Origin of the sequence: Planomicrobium sp. CPCC 101079 (assembly GCF_007859275.1) — a bacterium.
Taxonomy (GTDB): domain Bacteria; phylum Bacillota; class Bacilli; order Bacillales_A; family Planococcaceae; genus Planococcus.
Genome location: NZ_VOHC01000011.1, coordinates 176,726 through 197,118, shown reverse-complemented (window position 1 = coordinate 197,118; position 20,393 = coordinate 176,726). Strand labels below are relative to the sequence as shown.

25 protein-coding genes and 1 other annotated feature are annotated in these 20,393 nt (G+C 45.6%); of the genes, 2 read left to right on the top strand and 23 right to left on the bottom strand.

Annotated features, from left to right (window positions below):
* Positions 1-19 precede the first annotated feature (19 nt).
* Positions 20-1,054 (bottom strand): DNA polymerase III subunit delta, encoded by a 1,035-nt coding sequence (gene holA / locus FQV28_RS05445; RefSeq protein WP_146494555.1) that lies wholly within the window; start codon positions 1,052-1,054, stop codon positions 20-22.
* A 155-nt stretch (positions 1,055-1,209) separates the two neighbouring features.
* Between holA and FQV28_RS05440 the strand changes: the two genes are divergently transcribed.
* Complete coding sequence (locus FQV28_RS05440) at positions 1,210-1,344, top strand: YqzM family protein (protein ID WP_146494554.1); 135 nt, start codon at positions 1,210-1,212, stop codon at positions 1,342-1,344.
* 37 nt (positions 1,345-1,381) lie between these two features.
* Here the strand turns inward: FQV28_RS05440 and FQV28_RS05435 are convergent, their stop codons facing one another.
* From FQV28_RS05435 to FQV28_RS05380, 12 genes are all read right to left on the bottom strand, one after another.
* Positions 1,382-3,526: a DNA internalization-related competence protein ComEC/Rec2 gene (locus FQV28_RS05435; RefSeq protein ID WP_255472814.1), complete on the bottom strand. Its 2,145-nt coding sequence runs from the start codon at positions 3,524-3,526 to the stop codon at positions 1,382-1,384.
* Between the two features lie 128 nt (positions 3,527-3,654).
* Positions 3,655-4,227, bottom strand: coding sequence for a ComE operon protein 2 (locus FQV28_RS05430; RefSeq protein ID WP_146494552.1), 573 nt, complete (start codon positions 4,225-4,227; stop codon positions 3,655-3,657).
* Between the two features lie 106 nt (positions 4,228-4,333).
* Complete coding sequence (locus FQV28_RS05425; protein WP_255472813.1) at positions 4,334-4,951, bottom strand: helix-hairpin-helix domain-containing protein; 618 nt, start codon at positions 4,949-4,951, stop codon at positions 4,334-4,336.
* Positions 4,952-5,032: 81 nt separating this feature from the next.
* Positions 5,033-5,755, bottom strand: coding sequence for a class I SAM-dependent DNA methyltransferase (locus FQV28_RS05420; protein WP_146494551.1), 723 nt, complete (start codon positions 5,753-5,755; stop codon positions 5,033-5,035).
* Complete coding sequence (gene rsfS / locus FQV28_RS05415; RefSeq protein WP_146494550.1) at positions 5,752-6,090, bottom strand: ribosome silencing factor; 339 nt, start codon at positions 6,088-6,090, stop codon at positions 5,752-5,754. The genes FQV28_RS05420 and rsfS overlap by 4 nt, the downstream gene beginning before the upstream one ends.
* Positions 6,087-6,662 carry a bis(5'-nucleosyl)-tetraphosphatase (symmetrical) YqeK gene (yqeK, locus tag FQV28_RS05410; RefSeq protein ID WP_146494549.1) on the bottom strand — a complete coding sequence of 192 codons (576 nt, stop codon included), beginning with the start codon at positions 6,660-6,662 and terminating at the stop codon, positions 6,087-6,089. Before yqeK ends, rsfS begins: the two co-directional genes overlap by 4 nt.
* Positions 6,604-7,218: a nicotinate-nucleotide adenylyltransferase gene (locus FQV28_RS05405; RefSeq protein ID WP_146494548.1), complete on the bottom strand. Its 615-nt coding sequence runs from the start codon at positions 7,216-7,218 to the stop codon at positions 6,604-6,606. Before FQV28_RS05405 ends, yqeK begins: the two co-directional genes overlap by 59 nt.
* Entirely contained in the window at positions 7,215-7,514 is a 300-nt protein-coding gene (gene yhbY / locus FQV28_RS05400; protein WP_146494547.1) for a ribosome assembly RNA-binding protein YhbY, read from the bottom strand. The genes FQV28_RS05405 and yhbY overlap by 4 nt, the downstream gene beginning before the upstream one ends.
* On the bottom strand, positions 7,501-8,328 hold the full coding sequence (aroE, locus tag FQV28_RS05395) for a shikimate dehydrogenase (protein ID WP_146494546.1): 828 nt from the start codon (positions 8,326-8,328) through the stop codon (positions 7,501-7,503). The genes yhbY and aroE overlap by 14 nt, the downstream gene beginning before the upstream one ends.
* Before the next feature lie 10 nt (positions 8,329-8,338).
* Positions 8,339-9,442 (bottom strand): ribosome biogenesis GTPase YqeH, encoded by a 1,104-nt coding sequence (gene yqeH / locus FQV28_RS05390; protein ID WP_146494545.1) that lies wholly within the window; start codon positions 9,440-9,442, stop codon positions 8,339-8,341.
* Complete coding sequence (locus FQV28_RS05385; RefSeq protein WP_146494544.1) at positions 9,439-9,960, bottom strand: YqeG family HAD IIIA-type phosphatase; 522 nt, start codon at positions 9,958-9,960, stop codon at positions 9,439-9,441. Before FQV28_RS05385 ends, yqeH begins: the two co-directional genes overlap by 4 nt.
* Positions 9,961-9,999: 39 nt before the next feature.
* Complete coding sequence (locus FQV28_RS05380; protein WP_146494543.1) at positions 10,000-10,773, bottom strand: phosphatidylserine decarboxylase; 774 nt, start codon at positions 10,771-10,773, stop codon at positions 10,000-10,002.
* 93 nt (positions 10,774-10,866) lie between these two features.
* On the opposite strand from FQV28_RS05380, the gene pssA reads away from it, so the two are divergent.
* Positions 10,867-11,406, top strand: a complete 540-nt coding sequence (pssA, locus tag FQV28_RS05375) for a CDP-diacylglycerol--serine O-phosphatidyltransferase (RefSeq protein ID WP_146494542.1) — start codon at positions 10,867-10,869, stop codon at positions 11,404-11,406.
* 67 nt (positions 11,407-11,473) lie between these two features.
* On the opposite strand, the gene mtnN is transcribed toward pssA, so the two are convergent.
* The 10 genes from mtnN to alaS all read right to left on the bottom strand — a co-directional run bounded on the left by mtnN (position 11,474) and on the right by alaS (position 19,968).
* Positions 11,474-12,178, bottom strand: coding sequence for a 5'-methylthioadenosine/S-adenosylhomocysteine nucleosidase (gene mtnN / locus FQV28_RS05370; RefSeq protein WP_146494541.1), 705 nt, complete (start codon positions 12,176-12,178; stop codon positions 11,474-11,476).
* A gap of 49 nt (positions 12,179-12,227) precedes the next feature.
* Entirely contained in the window at positions 12,228-12,956 is a 729-nt protein-coding gene (locus tag FQV28_RS05365; protein ID WP_146494540.1) for a YrrS family protein, read from the bottom strand.
* Positions 12,957-13,086: 130 nt separating this feature from the next.
* Positions 13,087-13,563, bottom strand: coding sequence for a transcription elongation factor GreA (gene greA, locus FQV28_RS05360; RefSeq protein ID WP_146494539.1), 477 nt, complete (start codon positions 13,561-13,563; stop codon positions 13,087-13,089).
* 81 nt (positions 13,564-13,644) lie between these two features.
* Positions 13,645-14,268 carry a uridine kinase gene (gene udk, locus FQV28_RS05355; protein WP_146494538.1) on the bottom strand — a complete coding sequence of 208 codons (624 nt, stop codon included), beginning with the start codon at positions 14,266-14,268 and terminating at the stop codon, positions 13,645-13,647.
* A 36-nt stretch (positions 14,269-14,304) separates the two neighbouring features.
* A complete protein-coding gene (locus FQV28_RS05350; RefSeq protein ID WP_146494537.1) occupies positions 14,305-14,910 on the bottom strand; it encodes an O-methyltransferase in 606 nt (201 codons plus the stop codon).
* 109 nt (positions 14,911-15,019) lie between these two features.
* Entirely contained in the window at positions 15,020-16,144 is a 1,125-nt protein-coding gene (gene mltG, locus FQV28_RS05345; RefSeq protein ID WP_146494536.1) for an endolytic transglycosylase MltG, read from the bottom strand.
* 102 nt (positions 16,145-16,246) lie between these two features.
* Positions 16,247-16,555, bottom strand: a complete 309-nt coding sequence (locus tag FQV28_RS05340; RefSeq protein ID WP_146494535.1) for a DUF1292 domain-containing protein — start codon at positions 16,553-16,555, stop codon at positions 16,247-16,249.
* 13 nt (positions 16,556-16,568) lie between these two features.
* Positions 16,569-16,985, bottom strand: a complete 417-nt coding sequence (ruvX, locus tag FQV28_RS05335) for a Holliday junction resolvase RuvX (protein WP_146494534.1) — start codon at positions 16,983-16,985, stop codon at positions 16,569-16,571.
* Between the two features lie 2 nt (positions 16,986-16,987).
* Complete coding sequence (locus FQV28_RS05330) at positions 16,988-17,254, bottom strand: IreB family regulatory phosphoprotein (protein WP_146494533.1); 267 nt, start codon at positions 17,252-17,254, stop codon at positions 16,988-16,990.
* 89 nt (positions 17,255-17,343) lie between these two features.
* The gene (gene alaS / locus FQV28_RS05325) at positions 17,344-19,968 is read right to left on the bottom strand and encodes an alanine--tRNA ligase (RefSeq protein WP_146494959.1); all 2,625 of its coding nucleotides are present in this window, start codon (positions 19,966-19,968) and stop codon (positions 17,344-17,346) included.
* Between the two features lie 91 nt (positions 19,969-20,059).
* Positions 20,060-20,269, bottom strand: a binding site (T-box leader).
* Positions 20,270-20,393 lie beyond the last annotated feature (124 nt).

The following is a 20,393-nucleotide window of genomic DNA, read 5'->3' as shown; positions in this document are numbered from 1 at the left end:
AGCACAAAATGCCGGTCCCTTAATTGGGACCGGCATTTTTTCGTTCGTTGCGTTTCATCAAAAAGAATTCCAATATGCGTTCTCTGTTGCCGCTCACCGTTTTCAATTGCAGATCGATGTCCGCTAAATCGCCCAGCACTTCCAAAAGCCGCTTTTCCGGAATTTGCTGGCGCTTTTCCACCAGCAGTTTGACGCGGTACGGATGAGCTTTCAACTGTTTGGAAATCTGTTGGGCATGGTAGCCTTTTTTCTGCAAGTAAAACACATGAACCATGAAACGGATCTGGGAGGCCAAAAGCGCTGTAAGTGCCACAGGCTCTTCTTTTTGCCGCAGCAAATCGTAATACACCAAAAGGGCTCCGCTAATATCCCCATCTAAATACGACTGCAGCATTTTAAAGGCATCTTGCTCAAGGGTCCGGGCAGTCATGTCCTTGACCAGCCCAACTGTAATCTCTTCATCTCCAGATCCCAAATACAGCGACATTTTTTCAATTTCCGACGACAATAGCGTCAAATTGGTGCCTGCCATCTCCACTAATGTCTGAGCCGCATCTTTTCTGATGCGTTTGCCGAAATTTCGTGCCTCATGGTCTAGCCAAACTTCCAAATCTTGGGCTTGCAACGCTTTCGCTTCCACAAGCACCGCTTTTTGTTTCATCAGCTTGGTGACTTTCTTACGTTCGTCCAACTTCTCGTATGGCGCCACAAAAATTGTGACGCTGCTGGAAGGCGGATGTTCCAGCCACGCTTCCAGCATTTTAAGATCATGGTCGATTTTTTCTTTCCCTCGCTCAGCTGCTTTTAAAAAAGATGCATTTTTCGCGATGATCAGTTTGCGGTCGCTGAAAAACGGAATGGTATCCGCTTCCTCAATGATCCGGTCAACCGGCACTTCGTCCAGGTCGAAAATGGACAATTCCAATTCGCCGTCCGTTAATTTATTTTTCAACAAATCCACTGTTTTCTCGATAAAATAACTTTCTGTCCCTACCGCGAGGTATACAGGGTCTATTTGTCCGCTGCGAATCGCTTTCCAGATTGATGTGATCATATTGCGCACCCCCCATTACTACTATAGCGGATTTCGGCCGAAAATGGTATTTGACATATTTGTGACGAACCTGAAAATCCCCTCTTTTAAACGAGTTGAACCTAGATTTTTCCTTCCGATTCGCTTATAATGAGAAGGAATTAGGAGGGGTACAAATGAATGAATTTGAACAGAATGTCCAATCGAAACGCAACGACGCAATAGACGCCGGAATGGGCTTTGTTGTATCATTCGGTTTCTTTGCAGCTATCTTCGTAATCGCAGTAGTGGTAGATTTTATAGCAAGCTAATAAAAAGGTTCCGGCATATGCCGGAACCTTTTTTCGTTTACCGCATCGTTTGTACGGAAGCTTTTCCGTTTTTCACAGTAATCTCGATCGTACCACTTTCCGCCGTATTCAAGGTGCCAAGCTGCAATTGTTCAAACCGCTCCACCACTTCTTGGCTCGGATGGCCGTAACGATTGCCCCGGCCGGCTGAGAAAACCGACAGCGCCGGGCTGACAGCAGACAGGAACGTTTCGCTGCTTGAAGTCTTGCTGCCGTGGTGGCCGACTTTCAGCACAGTGATATCCTTTAATGCAGCGCTGTATCGCTCCACCAATTCCTGTTCTCCGTCTGCTTCAAGATCCCCAGTAAACAACACTCGGAATGTTCCATTTTCCATCAACAACACCAGTGAATCGTTATTTCCTTCATAGGTGGCATCGCTTGGAGCTATATAGGTGAACTTAACGCTGCCTAGTTGCCACGCTGAACCTCTTCCTGGAAACCGGATGTCCGCCTCTGTTGTATAAGGGAGCAACTCTTTCATCAAAGCTGTATCTGCTGAGCCCGGTGACAGATGAAGTTCTTGGATGCTGAACAACTGAAAAATTTCCTCTGCACCTTCTGCATGGTCGGCATCCGCATGCGATAAAACGAAAGCATCGATTTCCGATATCCCACGGCCCTTCAAATAAGGGGCTACCACTTGCCTGCCGATTTCATACGGGCGGCTGCGCTGCTGGAACTCTTTTTGCTCAAAGCGCAGCAAGCCGCCGCTATCAATCAGGTATACGCCTTTACGGTGCGGCAGTTCAATCAGTGCACTATCTCCTTGCCCGACATCCAAAAAAGTCACTTTCAATCCCGAATCTGCATATGGCAGCAGGCTGAAGCCGACAGCCGGCACCAACACGATCAAAAGTTGCCGCCACTTGAAGCCCCGTTCTGCCATACTGTAAAAAACCAAGACGCTGACCATCAGCAATGCAGCGCCGCCAAGGCTCGGCTTTCCGGGGTTCCACATTTGACACGGAAGCGCAGCAAGCCATTTCATTGCGTTTCCGACTATCTCCCTCAATGGTTCATAAACGGCAAAAGCTCCCTCTGCCAAAGGCTGAAACACGAACGTCGCAACGAGCAAAAAGAAATTAAGCGGCAATATCACTAGTGTATAAAGCGGAACAAACAAGCTATTGACCACGAATGCAGAGAGCGAAAGTTCATAAAAATGAAACAGCAAAAGCGGATACAAAGTCAATTGAGAAATACAAGTAATAAAAAAACCCGTTTTCAGCACTGAAGTTTGCTTAGCCAAAAAAGAAAGCGAATAAATGATGGCAAACGTTGCGCCATATGACAATTGAAAACCGATATTATAAAAACCATACGGATTCCAAAAAAGGGAAACAGTAAAACTGATTAATAAAATTTCTGCAATCGGCATTTTAACTCCAAGAAGCCGACACAGTAGGATCGCGGATGCCATCGCGACTGACCGCCAGACGGAAGGAGCTCCGCCCGCTAGCACAGCATACAGCGGCAACACAAATAGCATCAACAGCAAAACGGATTCTTTTCTTAGATGGAGGCGAATGAGCAGGAAGTAAATCCCCCCTGCCACAATCTCCACATGCAAACCCGAAATCGCAAACAAATGGGTGATCCCCAATGTTTGATATATTTGCTGCTCCTCCGACGTCATTTTTTCTTGTTCCCCGACAATCAGCGCTTCCGCTTCGGCTATGAGGCCGTCTGGAAACGTCTTTCTGATGTGTTGTTTGATTTTCTCGCGTTGGCTATTCAATTTACTGGAGATAGTCTGATCTTCTTTTGCACCTTTGACGGATTCAATGGCCAGTATTTTAGAAGCTCCATTCTTTTTCACGTAATTTCCCATATCAAATGCGTATCGATGCGGCGGCGGTGATGGCTCTTCAAACAAGCCGCTAACACGTATTGTCGACTTATATAGAATGGCTTCGAGCGCTTCTTTTTCTTCCGCCGTCTTAATGCGGTAAGTCGCGTAAACAATCGGCCCCCCTTCGATTTGCGCAAAGCCGCGCAATCCGTCTCCGTCCACCGTGTAATTGCTATCAAATTTTAAATGGCCGGAAAACGCTTTCGAATAGTTGAAACTGTCCTGTGCCCGCACGTCCTGAATCATATATGCCGTTAGTGAAAACAGCAAAATTATAATAAAACTCATCGGCACTTCTTTTTTCCATAGCATCCAACAAAAAAGCAGCGCCATGAACACGAGTAACTTCGGTGTTTCATGCGCTGCATGTGTGGCAATGGCCCCTGCCACTGCGATATAAAGAAAAAACTGGCTCGTTACACTTCGACTTCTCCGAATAATTGCTTCACCCGCTCATTGTAATAGGCCAATTCTTCATCACTGCCGCCTTTTTCACGCAATTTTTCAAGCAATTCCATGTACAGAGCCGTTTTTTCGACACTCAAAAAGTCGATTTTCCGTTCATCAAACGGTACTTGGACCACTTCTACACCTGCCTGCTCCAGAAGTTCAATTGCGTAAGCATGATTTTTATAATCCGCAGCATAGTAAAGGCGGGAAATTCCAGACTGGATGATTGATTTTGTGCATGGCAAACAAGGGAAATGGCTGACATACATATCGGCTCCGCCTACGCTGATGCCGTATTTGGCGCATTGCAACAAGGCGTTCATTTCTGCGTGGATCGTTCTGACGCAGTGGCCGTCCACAACGTAGCAGCCTTTGTCGATGCAATGGTCGCCGCCTGATATCGAGCCATTATAGCCCCCCGCCATAATGCGGCGGTCCCGTACAATCGTCGCTCCAACCGAAAGCCGTGTACATGTGCTTCTTAACGCTAATAAATGGCTTTGCGCCATGAAAAATTGGTCCCAAGTTATTCGCTTCATCTAATTGCCTCCTGATGGTGTGTATAAAATAAGTTTAGCAGAGGCAGATTTTTCGTCAACCAACTACTTGTAGAGTCTGCCGGTAGATCAGGCATCTCCATCAACGTTAGTTGACTTTAATCAGCTCAGCAAGCTTCTCGAACGTCTTATCGCCAATGCCGGCAACTTCCTTCAAATCCTCCACTTTTTGAAAACTGCCAGCATCCTTCCGGTAGGCAATGATGGCAGCAGCTTTTGAAGGCCCGATGCCAGGCAGCGTCATCAGCTCTTCCTCAGTGGCCGTATTTAAATTGACGAGCGAGTCTCCTGCTGCTGCTGTTGGCGAACTGTTTGCAGGTGCCGCCGCTTCGCCGACTTCCGGTACATATACGCTCATTTCATCTTGCACTTTCATCGCCAAGTTAATGGCACGGTCATCCGCGGTCGGCAAAAAACCGCCTGCAGCTTCGATCGCATCTTGCATGCGCGAACCAACAGGAAGTTTAAAGACGCCTGGTGAAGCGACTTGGCCTTTTACGTCGACCATTAGGTGTTCTGGGGTTTCTTCAACCGGTTTTGGGGGTTCTGTCTGCTGAGGGGGTTCAGCTTCAATCAAATCAAAAGATGCTTCCGGAACGGCTTCCGTTTTTTCTTGAGGAAATAAAAAATAGATGGTTATTAACATTATGGCAACTGTTGGGATCAGCAGCCATCCAATCTTGTTCTGAAACTGAGAAAAGTTCAATGGAAATTCCCCTTTTCTTCAGAAGGCAATTAGAGAGAAGCTATCCCAATTATATACAAATTGCCTTCTTTTTGAAAAGGTTTATTTTACAGCGTGGAAAAAGATCCGTTGGCTTTTGGCGTCCGGTTCATCCCCAGTCCAATCGGCGGTCACCGATTCCACCTGAAAGCCGGCATCTTCCAGCCACTTTCTGTAGACAGCAACAGGATGCGTCCGCTGTTCGTGGGTTTCTTCAAAGCGTTCGAAGTGCTGGTTTTGCCGGACGAAAAACGTGATATCGTGGATGACGCTATGCGGATAATCGCCCGCTTCGGTATGCCAAATATAAGCAACGTCTTCATCATCCAAAAAAAAGGGGCTGTCCATATATACCGTATCCACTTTGTATGTCGAATGGACATCAAAGAAAAAATGCCCGCCTTGATTCAGCGCTTCATAAACTTCGCTGAACGTCTGCTGGACTTGTTTTTCCGTCTCTAAATAATTCAGTGAATCAATAGCGATCGTCACAGCATCAAAACCTGATAAACCTTCCAAATTATCCATCGACAATTGCAGGGTCGGTATTTGAAGACCTGACTCTTGAAACCGCTGGTTGGCCATTGTCAGCATTTCTTCCGACAGGTCGCTTGCTGTGACTTGAAACCCCATTTCGCCGAAAAGCTGAGATAGCGTGCCGGTACCGCAAGCCAGGTCCAATATGGATCCGGCTTGCAGATGGGAGGCGACCCACTCGACATACTTTTCGTATGGAATGTCTTCCATCAGCCCATCGTAGACCGATGCAAACTTTCCGTATTTCATATTTCCATTGTCGGCGCTTCTCTCCAAAGGCGCTCGAGGTTGTAATAAGAACGTTCGTCTTTATGGAAGACGTGGGCTACAACATCGCCCATGTCGATCAAAATCCAACGAGCAGCGTCAAATCCTTCTACGCTTTTGACCGGATTGCCGGATTCATTCGATTTGTCGATCAATTCTTTTGCGATGGCTTGCACTTGGCGATCGGAATTTCCGCTGCAGATAATGAAATAATCCGCCAAAAGAGAGATTCCTGCCATATTCAACACGACAATATCCTCGGCTTTTTTATCTTCTGCAGCATTATAAGCGGTTTGCAATAAAGTTTCTTTTGTCATTCTTTCACGTTCCCTTTCTGTTGCACGAAGTGTTCATAGCACTTCAGTGAATCCGGATAAACCGGCTGATTTTTTGATGTTAGAAAGTCGATGGTATGTTTGATGCTTGCTTCCATCATAACATCTAATCCTTGTTCTTTTAATTGACGCAATTCTTCAACACCTGAGAATTTGCGGCCAGGTTCCACGAGATCGGCAATATAAATCACTTTCTCCAAATCCGACATATCCGCCCGCCCAGTCGTATGATAGCGGATCGCGTTTAAAACATCTTCGTCTTGGACTCCAAATTCGTAAGCGGCCACATACGCGCCGACCGGGGCATGCCATAATTCGGAATGAAATTCGAGCAATAGCGGGTCCATTTTCTGTTTGATGATAATGGACTTCATCCATTCCCGGTCCGCAAATTTGGCCACATCATGCAAAATGGCCGCCACTTGCGCTTTCGGTTCTGAAACACCGAATTTCCGTGCAAGCTCAGTCGCCGTTCCTAAAACACCTACTACATGGTTAAAGCGTTTTTCGGGAAGTCGATTCTTCACTTTCTGAAGCATTGCGCTTTGATCCATACAATTGCTCCTTTCGAATATAGGCTTCCACTTTTTCCGGCACTAAAAAAGCTACCGTTTGATTTTTGGCGAGGCGGTTCCGAAGCATCGAGGACGACAAGTGGATTTCCGGAGAATCGATCATTGCCACCGGAAGTTCCGGACTGCTTTCATAACCGGGCCGCTTGATGCCGATAAATCGCACCATCTTGATCAACTCATCAATCCGGTACCAAGAGCCCAAGCCGTCCACCATATCGCCGCCTATAATAAAATAAAATTCAGTTCCCGGTTCTTTTTCGATCATTCTCGCCATCGTGTCGAATGTATACGATACTCCTCCGTGCTTGATCTCAAAATCTTCGACCTGGAATTGGGCTGAGCCGGAAATTGCCAAACGCGTCATTTCAAGGCGCTGCCCGGCATCGGCTCCGCTAACTTCCTTATGAGGCGCAATAAAATTGGGCATGAAACGAACTTCATCCAAATCCATGGCGTGCAGCGCTTCATTGGCCATAATCAGGTGGCCGAGATGAGGTGGATTGAATGTTCCGCCTAAAATCCCGACTTTCCTCATTTTGCTCTCGGCAACTCGATTCGTTTGTTGTTGACAGATGGTTTGTACAAAATGACCGTGTGGCCGATCAATTGAACCAATTCCGCGAAAGTGCCTTCAGCCAATGCTTTCGCCACTTCATTTTTATCGTCTTCGTTATTTTGTAGAATGCTGATTTTGATCAATTCGCGTTTTTCCAGCGCTTCTTCTATTTGGCGCAGCATTGTGCCGCTGACTCCGCCTTTCCCTACCTGAAAAATCGGGTCAATGTGATGCGCTTCGCTTCGCAAAAAGCTTTTTTGTTTACTTGTTAACATATTGTCCTCCTAGTTTGTTCGTGATCAATTCCATCATTTTTTCCGTATCCGGCTTGATGCCTGTCCATTTTTCGAAGGCAATTGCCCCTTGGTAAACAAACATGCCGATACCGTTTATCGTAATGCAGCCTTGTTCTTTCGCTTTCAGCAAAAAAGGCGTTTCCATCGGATTATAAATGATGTCCGCCGCAATAGAACCGGGCTTTATATTTTCTAAGGAAATTGGCAAAGCCTGGTCTTTCGACAAACCTACAGAAGTAGTTTGAATGATTATCCCAAATTCCCCCAACCCGTTTTCCGCTTGTTGCAACGTCAATGCAGAGCCGTCAATATCCTGAGCCAGTTCTTCTGCCCGCTCGACTGTCCGATTGGCAATGACAATATCGGCAAAACCGGCGCGTTTCAAAGCAAATGCAATGCCGCGCGCCGCTCCTCCCGCTCCGATGACCAGCACTTTTACATCCAAGTCGACAGCTGCCGCAAACAAGGATTGCACAAATCCATCGCCATCTGTGTTAAAACCAGCATACTGTTTTCCGTCAAATACCACCGTGTTCACTGCCCCCATGACAGCAGCGGTCTCATCTAAACGGTCCAACATCGGCAAAATCGACTCTTTGTGCGGCAGCGTAATATTAAACCCGCTGACACCCAGCGTTCTTAAAGCCAAAAACGCTTTTTCCAAATCTGCCGGTTCGACTCGGACGGGAATATATGCCGCATCGACTCCGTTCTCTTTGAACCATGTTTCGTGCATGTATGGCGATAAGGAGTGGGCAATCGGATCACCGATCACCGCATACCACTTCTTCATTTGACCCCTCCTATATTAGTGACGGTCTAAGCAGTACTTCTACGCCCTTAGGGGCATAAGCTGCAACAACGACATTCGGGTGCTGTACCGTAATCCAGCCCAGCCCTGAAAAGACAATGTCTGTTTTGCTGTCTTTCACCCGGAATTCATGGCGCACAAGTTCAGGATAATCCTCTTTGAACTCAGCGGAAGGCGGAGCGAGCATATCGCCGAAATGCTGTTCATACAAGGCATCAGCGTTTTCAAGTTTGGTCCGGTGGATCGGCAGATCGTTTGCAACGTGCACGGTAAATGAGGACCGGTCTCCTTGAACAAAATCAAAACGCGCAAGCCCGCCAATAAACAAGGTCTGTTCCGGATTTAATTGAAACACCCGCGGTTTGATTTCTTTTTTCGGCATAATCATCTTCAAATCGGCAGTATGCAGATGGTGCGCCAATTGATGGTGATTAATAATTCCTGGCGTATCATAAAGAGAACGCTCATCATCCAACGGAATTTCAATCATATCAAGAGTCGTGCCCGGAAAATGAGATGTTGTAATAATATCCGATTGGCCAGTGGCTTGTTTGATCACCCGGTTGATAAACGTCGATTTCCCGACATTCGTACAGCCGACCACATAAACGTCTTCACCTTGGCGGTATTGGTCGATCGCTTCCATTGCTTCTGTAATTCCCGTCCCTTTTTGTGCACTGACCAGCAGCACGTCAACCGGCTTCAAGCCCAGTTTCTTCGCTTCTTGTTTCATCCAATTGATCAGTTTATGCTGTTTTACTGATTTTGGCAAAAGATCGGCTTTATTTCCGATCAGCAATATATCATTCCCGCCGACAAAGCGGTGAAGCCCCGGCAGCCAGCTGCCGTTGAAATCGAAAATGTCCACGATTTTAACGATAAGCCCTTTGCGTTCACCGAGCCCGTTCAATATACGCAGGAAATCGTCATCGGTAAGTGATACCGGCTGCAATTCGTTGTAGTTTTTCAACCGGAAACAGCGCTGGCAAATGATTTCTTCTTTATTTAATGAAGACTGCGGCGCATAGCCTGGTTCTCCAGGGCGGTCCGTTTGGATTTGTGCCCCGCATCCGATACAAGTTGGTATTTCGCTCAATTTTCTTCCTCCCACATTAATTGCCCTTTTTCTTTTAATCGCTTCATGATTCTGCGTTCAACAACCCGGTTGATGCGTGTAAAAAAACCGTCGCTTTGAGCGACTGGCACAACCAAAATTGTATGAAGTTTGTTCAAATTGCCGCCGAAAATATCGGTCAGCATCTGGTCGCCGATGACCACGACATTTTCCTTTTTCGCTTCCATGATTTTCAGTGCTCTCCGGAATGCCCGGCCCATCGGTTTTCTCGCTTGATGGATAAAAGGAATGCCCAGAGGGTCGGCAAAAGATTTGACCCGCATTTCATTGTTGTTCGACACAATGACCACTTGAATCCCTGCATCTTTCATCGACTTCAGCCACTCGATCAGCAGCGGAGTGGCTTCTGGCCGGTCCCATTCCACAAGTGTATTGTCCAAATCGGTAATAATGCCTTTGATATTTTTTTCCAGCAGCGATTCTGGCGTAATATCCGACACTTTTTTAACGAACTGGCTTGGTATAAAATTTTTCATCATTGCAAACCACTCCCGTTTTTACGAACTTCATTCAATAGATTATAGCATATTTGCCAGTGCTTCTCCCACCTTGATGGCATTGCCGGCGCTTACTTTTTCATCAAATGAGATGGCGCTTTCTTCAAAAAATAGAACGACCGTCGATCCGAAGCTAAAATAACCGACTTCCTCGCCTTTTCTCCAATTCTTTTTCAAGTTGGTCAATTCAATCGAGTTGATAAACATTGCACCGACTTTTACGACAAGCATGCGGCCGAACTCAGTCTCCAGCTCGGAAATCATACGGTAATTTCCGCTGAGCGGGGATTTGCCATACCTCAACCCCGCCTGATTGACAGGATAAGATTTTTTGCCGAGAACGTATTGTTTCTTCACATTCCCTTCAGCCGGACTATGGATCCGGTGGTAGTCGGCCGGGGACAGGTATAGAACAATGTATTTCCCGTTTTTATAGGATTTGGACAAATCAGGATCACCCAGCAAATCCGTCAAGGAATAATGCTGATTTTTCACGAGGAACCGGATGCTGTCGTGCAAATCCCCTGCTATTTCAATTTTCCCGTCTACTGGAGAGACAATCGGAGCATCCGCTATTGGACGGCTTTCATCTTTGAGCTTGCGGATGAAAAATTCATGGAGTGAAGGGAAAGAAGATAATGAATTTTCAACGTCATCTACCGATATTTTATAGGTCTTAATGTAATTGGGAATCATCCAGCGGCTTTTGTTGGACTGCGCGAATTGGCGAATCATTTTTGAAGTTATAGGTCCATTGGTTAACTCAATTGTTCTTTGATATAACTTTTTCTTCACTCAAACACCTCCATTGCTTAAATTAGTCTACCATTTTTTCGGCTTACACAGTATAATGAACAGAATAAGTTGACAAAAAAGGAGTGTTTTCCATTGTTATTTATAGAACGGATGGATCACACAGTTAAAAAAATCAGGTCCCAATCCGCCAACATCCTGACTATCGGCAATATGGGATTCGGCGGCGCCTCGGTAATGGCAGCGTTGAATGGATCTTTTAGCTACAGTGTGCTATTCATTTTTGTCGCAGCTTTTCTGGATCGTTTTGACGGAATCGTCGCAAGGAAGTTCAATCAGGAATCGGAGCTCGGCAAACAACTGGATTCGATGAGCGATATTATTTCGTTTGGAGTGGCTCCCGCCATTTTGCTTTACGAATTGGTTTTAAGGGATTTCGGAATAACCGGAATGGTTTTTACGGTCTTCTACATAGCAAGTGGGGCTTTTCGCCTCGCCCGTTTTAATATTTCCGAGTCAAACGGATATTTTACAGGGCTGCCTATCACTGCTGCCGGAACCGTCGTCACTTTGTCATTTTTTGGGCTGTCCGTATTGCCGCCCGTATTTTACATGTTCCTATTCATTATCTGTTCATTACTGATGGTGAGCACTTTTACGTTGAGAAAAATTTAAAAAAGCTGCGGGCGTGTCAAACGCCCGCAGCTTTTTTGCATGCCTGTGCATCTACAGTTTCTTAAAATTAAGCCTTCTTTGAAAGGCGTTCGATGACGCTATGGACAATTTCAGTAGAATGTTTGGCAGCTACCGGCAAAAACTCTTCAAACGATACGTTGGATTCTTTTCCAGCGATATCAGACAAGGCACGAATCACAACAAATGGCACGCCGAACTGATGGCATACTTGAGCCACAGCTGCCGCTTCCATCTCGGATGCTTTCATTGCCGGAAACGCTTCGCGTACTTTTGCTACACGCTCTGGATCGTTCATAAAGGAATCACCGGTTGCGATTAATCCAACTGCGTACGGATGCTCCCCAAGTTCTTCTACCGCTTCCACTGCCAAGTCGATTAGCGACTGATCCGACTGGAAAGCGGCCGGCATTTGCGGCACTTGGCCCATCTCATAGCCAAAAACCGTCACATCCACATCGTGGTGGCGCACTTCATCGGAAATGACTACGGCGCCGACTTCCAGGCTGGCGTCAAAACCGCCGGCAGAACCGGTATTGATAACTACATCTGGTTTAAAATGATGCAAAAGAAGCGTTGTTGATAATGCAGCGTTGACTTTGCCGATTCCGCTCTTTAACAGCACCACTTCCTGCCCTTTGTATGTACCGGAAGTAAATTCACAATTTGCAATCTCCGTTGTCTCCACTCCGTCAAGACTTGCTCTCATTAATTCAACTTCCTCTTCCATTGCACCAATTACGCCGATTTTCATACTGCTCATCCTTCCTCTAGGGTTATTCCGTAAAAAAAGACGCCCGTTGTTAATAGGCGCCTTCCAGCGTGTTCAAAATGTCCATTTTGACCGGTTTCCAGCCCTTGCCATCTACCCATTCCAAATACACCCGGTATTTTTCCTGTTGGTCTTTTGATTGGACCACGCCGATCGATTTTTGAGGGCCGCCGCCGTTTTGTATTCTCATGATATACATATTATCTTCTTGCAGGCCAGTAGCGTAAGAAATAGCCGACACTTTTTCTTTCCAGTCCACTGAGTCTTTTTCATAGACTGAAACGTGGTCGCCTTTTTGGGAAGTCTTGACAGGCTCCCAGCTTGTATTGATGACCGTTTCTTCTACAATCGGATCGTTTGATGCTTTACTCGTGATGGTTCCCCCGATTACCGTGCCTTCTTTTTGTTCTGTTTCAGAATTTTTATCCGCTTCATTTTCGTCATTTTCAACGGCATTTTCTTCTTCGGATTCTTCTGAAGCACTTTCCGGCTGTTCTTGTTCGGGATCAGTTGCTTCTTTTTCAGCGTCTGCCTCTTCTGTACCGCTATCCTCTTCGCTCGCTTGTTCATCAGATTCCGTCGTTATTTGAACCGTTTCCAGCTCCTGCGCATTTTCTTTATTGTTGCCCAGGAATATAAAAGCGCCAGTTATCAGAATCAATACAAAAACTAAGCCGATCATGCCATTTAAAATAGCATTCGATCGGTTTTTCTTCTTTTTCAAACGAGAAGGGTAACGTGATGGTTCGTTATTTGACATTCAATTGCCTCCTCTTCAAATTATTTTACCATAATTCTATGTAACAAATTTGACGTTTTGACACAAAGAATGTTTCATTTTTAAGGCTGTTTAATAAAAATAGCCATTCTCAAAAGAATGGCCATTCAAATCAGGAGATTGAAACGATTTTAATTTCCATTTCCCCGCCTGGTGTCAGCACCTTGACGTTTTCGCCAATTGTGCGGCCAATCATGCTTTTCGCGATTGGCGAATCGTTCGAAATGCGTCCTTCTAGAGGGTCCGCTTCAGCTGATCCTACAATTGTGTATGATTCTTCGTCGCCGCTTGGAATTTCTACAAAAGTTACAGTTGTCCCTAAACGAACGATATCTTTATTGGTTTCATCTTCAGTTATGATTACAGCATTGCGGATCATCGATTCTAACTGGGCGATGCGTCCCTCCACAAATGCCTGATCTTCTTTTGCGGAATCATACTCGGAGTTCTCGGATAAATCTCCGAAACTGCGAGCGACTTTAATGCGTTCAACGACTTCTTTTCGTTTTACAGTTTTTAAGAAGTCTAGTTCATCTTCCAATTTCTGCTTTCCTGCAGCTGTCATTGGAAATTGTTTTTCGTTTGCCATTTTCCCCACTCCTTCAACTGCTGACTCTAGATAGGTAGTAATATCCGTCAGTCTCGTATCATCATATTATAATAAACCATTCTATTCAAGAATTGTTTTAATTTTTGTAACCATTAAATCGATTGCAACTTGATTTTGGCCGCCTTCAGGAATGATAACATCTGCATATCTCTTTGTCGGCTCGATAAATTGATTGTGCATCGGGCGGACAACTTTCAAATATTGGTCAATGACCGAATCGATGGTCCGTCCGCGCTCGTTAATATCACGCAGCAAACGGCGGATGATGCGCAAATCGGCATCCGTATCGACAAACAGCTTAATGTCCATCAATTCGCGGAGGCGGATATCATCCAGAACCAAAATACCTTCAAGAATGATTACGTCTTTCGGTTCAATGCCTACTGTTTCTTCCGAACGCGTATGCAGTGCGTAATTGTAAACCGGCTTTTCAATCGGCTTGCGCTCCAGCAAACTATTGATATGTTCAATGAGCAAATCAGTATCAAATGCAAGCGGATGGTCATAATTTGTTTTCAGGCGCTCTTCAAAAGCCAAATGGCTTTGATCTTTGTAGTAATAATCTTGTTCAATGACCACTACTGAATTTTCTTTGAATACTTCATAGATGGAATTCGTGACACTCGTTTTCCCTGAACCCGAGCCACCTGCAATTCCGATTACGACAGGGCGATTTTTAGACATTTCCCAAGCTCCTTGCATGCTTCTATATTTTTACACTTATTTCTTCTTGCACACCATGATGCCATCTCCAGCTGATAATAAGCTTGTATCAAAGTCGGGATGGGCCATCATTTTTTCTCTAAATTGCTTGATATTCCGGATCATCGTCCGTTTCCGTTTCGGCACTTCGGAAATTTCCTGTTCTGCCAAGCCATGCATTTTCATGTTATCGCAATACAAAATGCCACCCTCCGCCAGCAGCAGTCCGTACTTTTCAAAAAAGCGGTCGTACTGGCCTTTTGCAGCATCGATGAAAATGGCGTCATAGGAAGGGCCCAACTCTTTCAGCTCGAATTCAAGCGCATCTGCGTGAAAAATCCGGATTTGATTGTCCAGCCCGGCTTTTTTAATAAATTCTACCGCTTTATCGAATCGCTCATCGTCCCGTTCAATCGTGTCAATATGGCAGTCCGGCAAAGCCTCTGCCACTTTTATGGCAGAAAAGCCGATGGCAGCTCCAATTTCCAATACCGTTTTCGGTTGTTGGTCACGCAATAATTGCAGAAGAGAGTCGATGCCCTGGTCTTCCATGATGGGCACATGGTGCTGTTCCGCATAAGCTTTGATCGATTGCAATGTTGTTGTTATGTGCTCATTCGTCATGCAAAAAGCTCCTTTTCACCATTACAAAAATTACACCCCATCATAACATAAAACAAAATTTAATTCAAAAAGAAGAAGGAAAGCGTCGCCGCATCCTTCTCTTAGTGGATTAATTTCCAATGTACTTGTCTTGGTTGGCTAAATGTTCTTCGTACGTTTTAGCAAAATGGTTCTTGCCTTCAGAGTCGGCCAGGAAATATTCGTACTCGGTATCAGCCGGGTCGATAACAGCCTGAATGGACGATAAACCAGCGGAGGCAATCGGCCCAGGCGGCAAGCCTTTGTTCTGATAAGTGCTGTATGGATGTTCAAATTCATAATCCTTGTTGAAAAGCCGGTCTTTATGCTCACCCATCGCATAAATGACAGTCGGATCCGTCTGCAAAGGCATATCTTTTTCTAGGCGGTTGTAGAAAACACTGGCAATCGTTTGGCGATCCGATTGGGCAGTCGCTTCTTCCTCAAGCAGCGAAGCGAACGTCAACAGCCAATGCGGAGATTTATCCATTTCATCCAACACCGTTTTGTATTGCAGCACATTTGACTCTGTAGCATCCAGCATCTGTTCGATGATCAACGTCAACGAAGGATCTTCTTCGTAGAACGGATAAGTTGCCGGGAACAGATAGCCTTCAAGCGGATAGCGGATGTCTTCAGCCAATATTTCGTCTGTCAGCAATTCCGGATGTTCAGCCATCAACTCTTCGATATACGCTTTATCCTTCATTTTTTCGAGAAATTCTTCTGCTGTGAATTTGGTTTTTTGGGCAATGACGTTTTCAGCAATCTCTTCAATTGTCAAACCTTCAGGGAAAGTGATATTGAACAGAGGTTCACGATAAACTTTGCCGGTTTTTAAGCTTTCCGTAATTTCGTCAAGCGTCATGGACGGCCTTAAACCGTAATCGCCGGCTTGAAATTCAGCCTGGTTGTTAAACTTCACATAATACTTATAGACACGTGCGTCTTTTACTAAGCCATTTTCTTCCAGCAATTCAGAAATGCTGTCCAAACTAGAACCGATCGGTACAGTAATGTCGACGACTTCCTCTGAATCCGGGTCCACCGGCTTTAATGCTCCGGAAACAAATTGGTAGGTACGGAAGCCGGCAATGCCGATAATAAGAAGTAAGATGAGTGCAATGACAAAGACAATACGCCGGACGACCCTCACCTCTTGTTTTTTTTCTTTCATCCGCTCCAACATGATCTCTCTTTTCGATTGATTTTCCACGGGTTCCCCCCCTTAGCTTTTCATTTACAAGTATACAAGAAATCAGCACAAAAGAAAAAGACGGAATTAAATTTCAATTCCGTCCCTCTTCCGATCATTCGATCAGACTTCTTCGTTTTCTTCTTCTTCATCAAGGAACGTGTTCAGCATTTCTTCGATCATGTCCCATTCTTCGTCAGTTTCAACTGGTTTAAGTTCTCCGCCGCCTACAGCAGAATCAGCATCTGCAGTTTCAGTGAAGGAAGATGCATGAATTTCGATTTCGCCTTCGTCGTCTTCTTCAGCACCGACTGGGAAGTACAATACATAAGACTTTCCGAATTCCTCCGAATCAAATGTAAACAATACCTCAAATAGTTGCTCGTTGCCGTTTTCATCAACGACTGTAATGTGTTCTTGTCCGTGTTCCATTTGCGTCACCTCATCATTTTTTAAAATCAAGATAGCCTTGCAAGATCATGACTGCTGCCATCTTGTCAATCACTTTTTTGCGGTTCTTACGGCTGACATCCGCCGAGATCAACATCTTTTCTGCGGCAGACGTTGTAAGACGTTCATCCCATAAGACTACCGGTATAGCATACAATTCTTTCAGCAAAGCTGCAAACTTTTCGGATGCTTCAGCTCGTGGGCCGATGCTATTATTCATGTTTTTCGGATAACCAACAACCACTTCAGTGACTTCGTATTGCTTAATCAACTCACCGAGGCGCTCAAATCCGTATTCTTCTGCCGCTTCGTTAATTTTGACGGTTTCGATGCCTTGGGCGGTCCAGCCAAGTGCATCGCTGATTGCAACACCAATCGTTTTCGAACCGACATCAAGTCCCATTGTTCGCATGTTTATTCCTCATTATTCTTTTTGATATAAAATTTCACAAGCTCTTCGAGAATTTCATCCCGTTCCAGTTTGCGAATCATATTTCGCGCATCTTGATGGCGAGGAATATAAGCCGGATCACCTGATAGTAAATATCCGACAATTTGATTGATCGGATTGTAGCCTTTCTCTTCCAGTGAAGCATGAACTTGAAGCATCACCTGTTTCACTTCTTGCTGCATTGATTCATCAGGCGAATTGAACTTCATAGTTTTGTCAAATGAACTCACGACAAGCACCTCGCTTTCTGATTTAGCTAGGAGAAAAAGTTCCCGCTACCTTGACTTTCATTATATACGATTGCCGGCATTTATAAAACTTATTTAAGCAAAGTGTAGACCGATTCAAGGGCTTCATCCAGTTTTTCTGGGTTTTTAGCACCTGCCATTGCCATGTCCGGCCGGCCGCCGCCTTTGCCTCCACATTGCTCTGCCACATGTTTGACGATTTGGCCAGCATGATAGTTCCCGCCAACCAAATCTTTTGTAACGCCCGCTACCAGCATGACTTTTTCACCGTCTGTCGCACCTAGCACAAGGACCGCTTTCTCGAATTTCTGCTTCAGATCATCCATCATCTGTCGCAGCTGGTTGTTATCTTTCGCTTCAACTTTCGCTGACAGAACAGTAACGTCGCCCACTTGGCGTGCTTTTTCCATAATCTCCCCAGACTGGGCATTAGAGATTTTCGCCATCAGCGATTCATTCTCACGCTGTAAGCCTTTCATTTCCTGCTGGAACGACTGGACTTTTTGAACTAAATCCTTAGGTGACGATTTTAATAGGCCAGCAGCTTGTTCGAGCGTCTGTTCGCTGTCTTTAAAGTTTTCATACGCGCCTTTGCCTGTTACAGCTTCGATGCGGCGAATGCCGGCGCCGATGCCGCTTTCAGAGACGATTTTGAACAAGCCGATTTCAGCAGTGCTGCCGACATGGACGCCGCCGCACAATTCCAACGAATAATCGCCGATTTCCACAACACGGACGATATCGCCGTACTTTTCACCGAACAATGCCATCGCGCCCATATCTTTTGCTTCCTGCAAATTATGGTAGCCGGTTTGGACCGGAATGCCGCTCCAAACTTTTTCATTGACGATTTGTTCGATTTGCTCAAGCTCTTCTTTTGTTACACCGCCGAAATGCGAGAAGTCAAAACGCAGACGGTCAGGGCCGACATACGATCCTGCTTGGTTCACATGCGTTCCTAGTACGTCTTTCAACGCTTGATGCAAAAGGTGGGTCGCAGTATGGTTCTTTACCGTATGGCGGCGTTCTGAAGCATCTACTTGGGCATGCACTGCAGTTTTCGTCAATTCGCCTGATTCTACACGGACAGAATGCAGGTTTTGGCCATTCGGCGCTTTTTTGACGTCAAGTACTGTCGCTTGGACCAAATCATTTGACAGAATTCCCCGGTCGGCAATTTGTCCGCCGCTTTCAGCATAAAATGGCGTCTGATCCAAAATAACTTGCACTTCTTCGCCTTCTTGTGCGCTGTCCGCCAGTTCGCCGTCTTTGATAATGACAACAACTTGTGCGTTTGCCACCGTATTGCTGTAGCCGACAAATTTGCTCGGCTCTTTGATATTGCCAAGCACTTCCGATTGGCTTTGCATGGAGTTGACGTTTTGCCGTGCGCTTCTAGCACGGTCGCGCTGAGCTTCCATCGCCGCTTCAAATCCTGCGTAGTCGACGCTCATGCCTTCATCTTCAGCATATTCTTCTGTTAATTCAATCGGGAATCCATATGTGTCGTACAGGCGGAAAGCATCTTCCCCCGGAATTTCCGTCTTGCCGGCTTCTTTTTGTTGTGCTGCAACTTGCGACAAGATTTCCAATCCATCGTGAAGTGTTTCGTGGAAACGTTCTTCTTCAAGTTTCATCACGCGAATGATGAAATCCTGTTTGTCTTTCACTTCTGGATAGAAGTCAACCATAATTTCGCCGACAACAGGAACCAATTCGTACATGAATGGCTTTTCGATGCCTAACTTCTTCGCGAAACGGACAGCACGCCGCAATAGCCGGCGCAAGACATAACCACGGCCTTCATTTGATGGAAGCGCTCCGTCTCCGATTGCAAATGCCACCGTGCGGACATGGTCAGCAATTACTTTGAATGCCATGTCGGCTTCTGTGTCTTGGCCGTATTTTTTGCCTGAAATTGCTTCTGTTTTCTCAATGATCGGCATGAACAGATCCGTATCATAGTTGGTCGGTACGTCTTGGACTACCGAAGTAATGCGTTCGAGTCCCATTCCCGTATCAATGTTTTGCTTCGGCAGCGGCGTGTACGTATGGTCCGGATTGTGGTTGAACTGGGAAAATACCAAATTCCAGATTTCCAAGTAGCGGTCATTTTCTCCACCCGGATAAAGTTCCGGGTCATTCATATCATTGCCATAGCTTTCGCCGCGGTCATAGAAAATTTCCGAGTTCGGCCCGCTTGGCCCTTCTCCGATATCCCAGAAGTTCCCTTCAAGGCGGATAATGCGTTCAGCCGGAATGCCGACTTCGTTCAGCCAGATATCGTACGCTTCCTCATCTTCCGGATGGATTGTCACGGAAAGTTTTTCAGGATCAAAGCCGATCCATTTATCATCCGTCAAGAATTCCCAAGCCCAGTGGATCGCTTCTTTTTTGAAGTATTCACCGATTGAGAAATTCCCGAGCATTTCAAAAAATGTATGGTGTCGCGCCGTTTTCCCGACATTTTCGATGTCGTTCGTACGGATCGATTTTTGCGCGTTGACAATGCGCGGATTATCCGGGATGATGCGCCCGTCAAAGTATTTTTTCAATGTTGCAACCCCGCTATTGATCCATAGCAAAGACGGATCTTCGAATGGCACAAGCGGCGCGCTCGGCTCTTGATCGTGGCCTTTTTCCTTAAAGAAATCCAAGTACATTTTTCTGATGTCAGCTGCTTTCATCGTCTTCATGGTTTTCATGTTTTTTCCTCCTTTATAAAATTAAGGCGATTTCTTGTGTAATCTGGGCGGCAATAAAAAATAGCCTCCACCCCTTGCTTGCGCAAGGGACGAAGGCTATCGATTCGCGGTACCACCCTAATTACACGGATGTACAATCCGTGTCTCTCATAGATGCCTTAACGCGGCTGTACGGCAGGGATTAGCTGCACTCAGGAGTAGCTTTCTAAAATAGCATGGCGAAGGTTCTTTCAGCCGGGGAACCTCTTTCTGAACGGATGCGATTTTATACTTTCTCCATCAATGTGTTGGGTATGGATATAGATTGAATTATATAGAAAAGGATTGAATTGTGTCAATAGAAGAGGTGCTCTTTGCAGATAATTGGATTTGGCCAAGCTTTTGAACGGAATGCTGACGGTTCATGTGCACGTTCA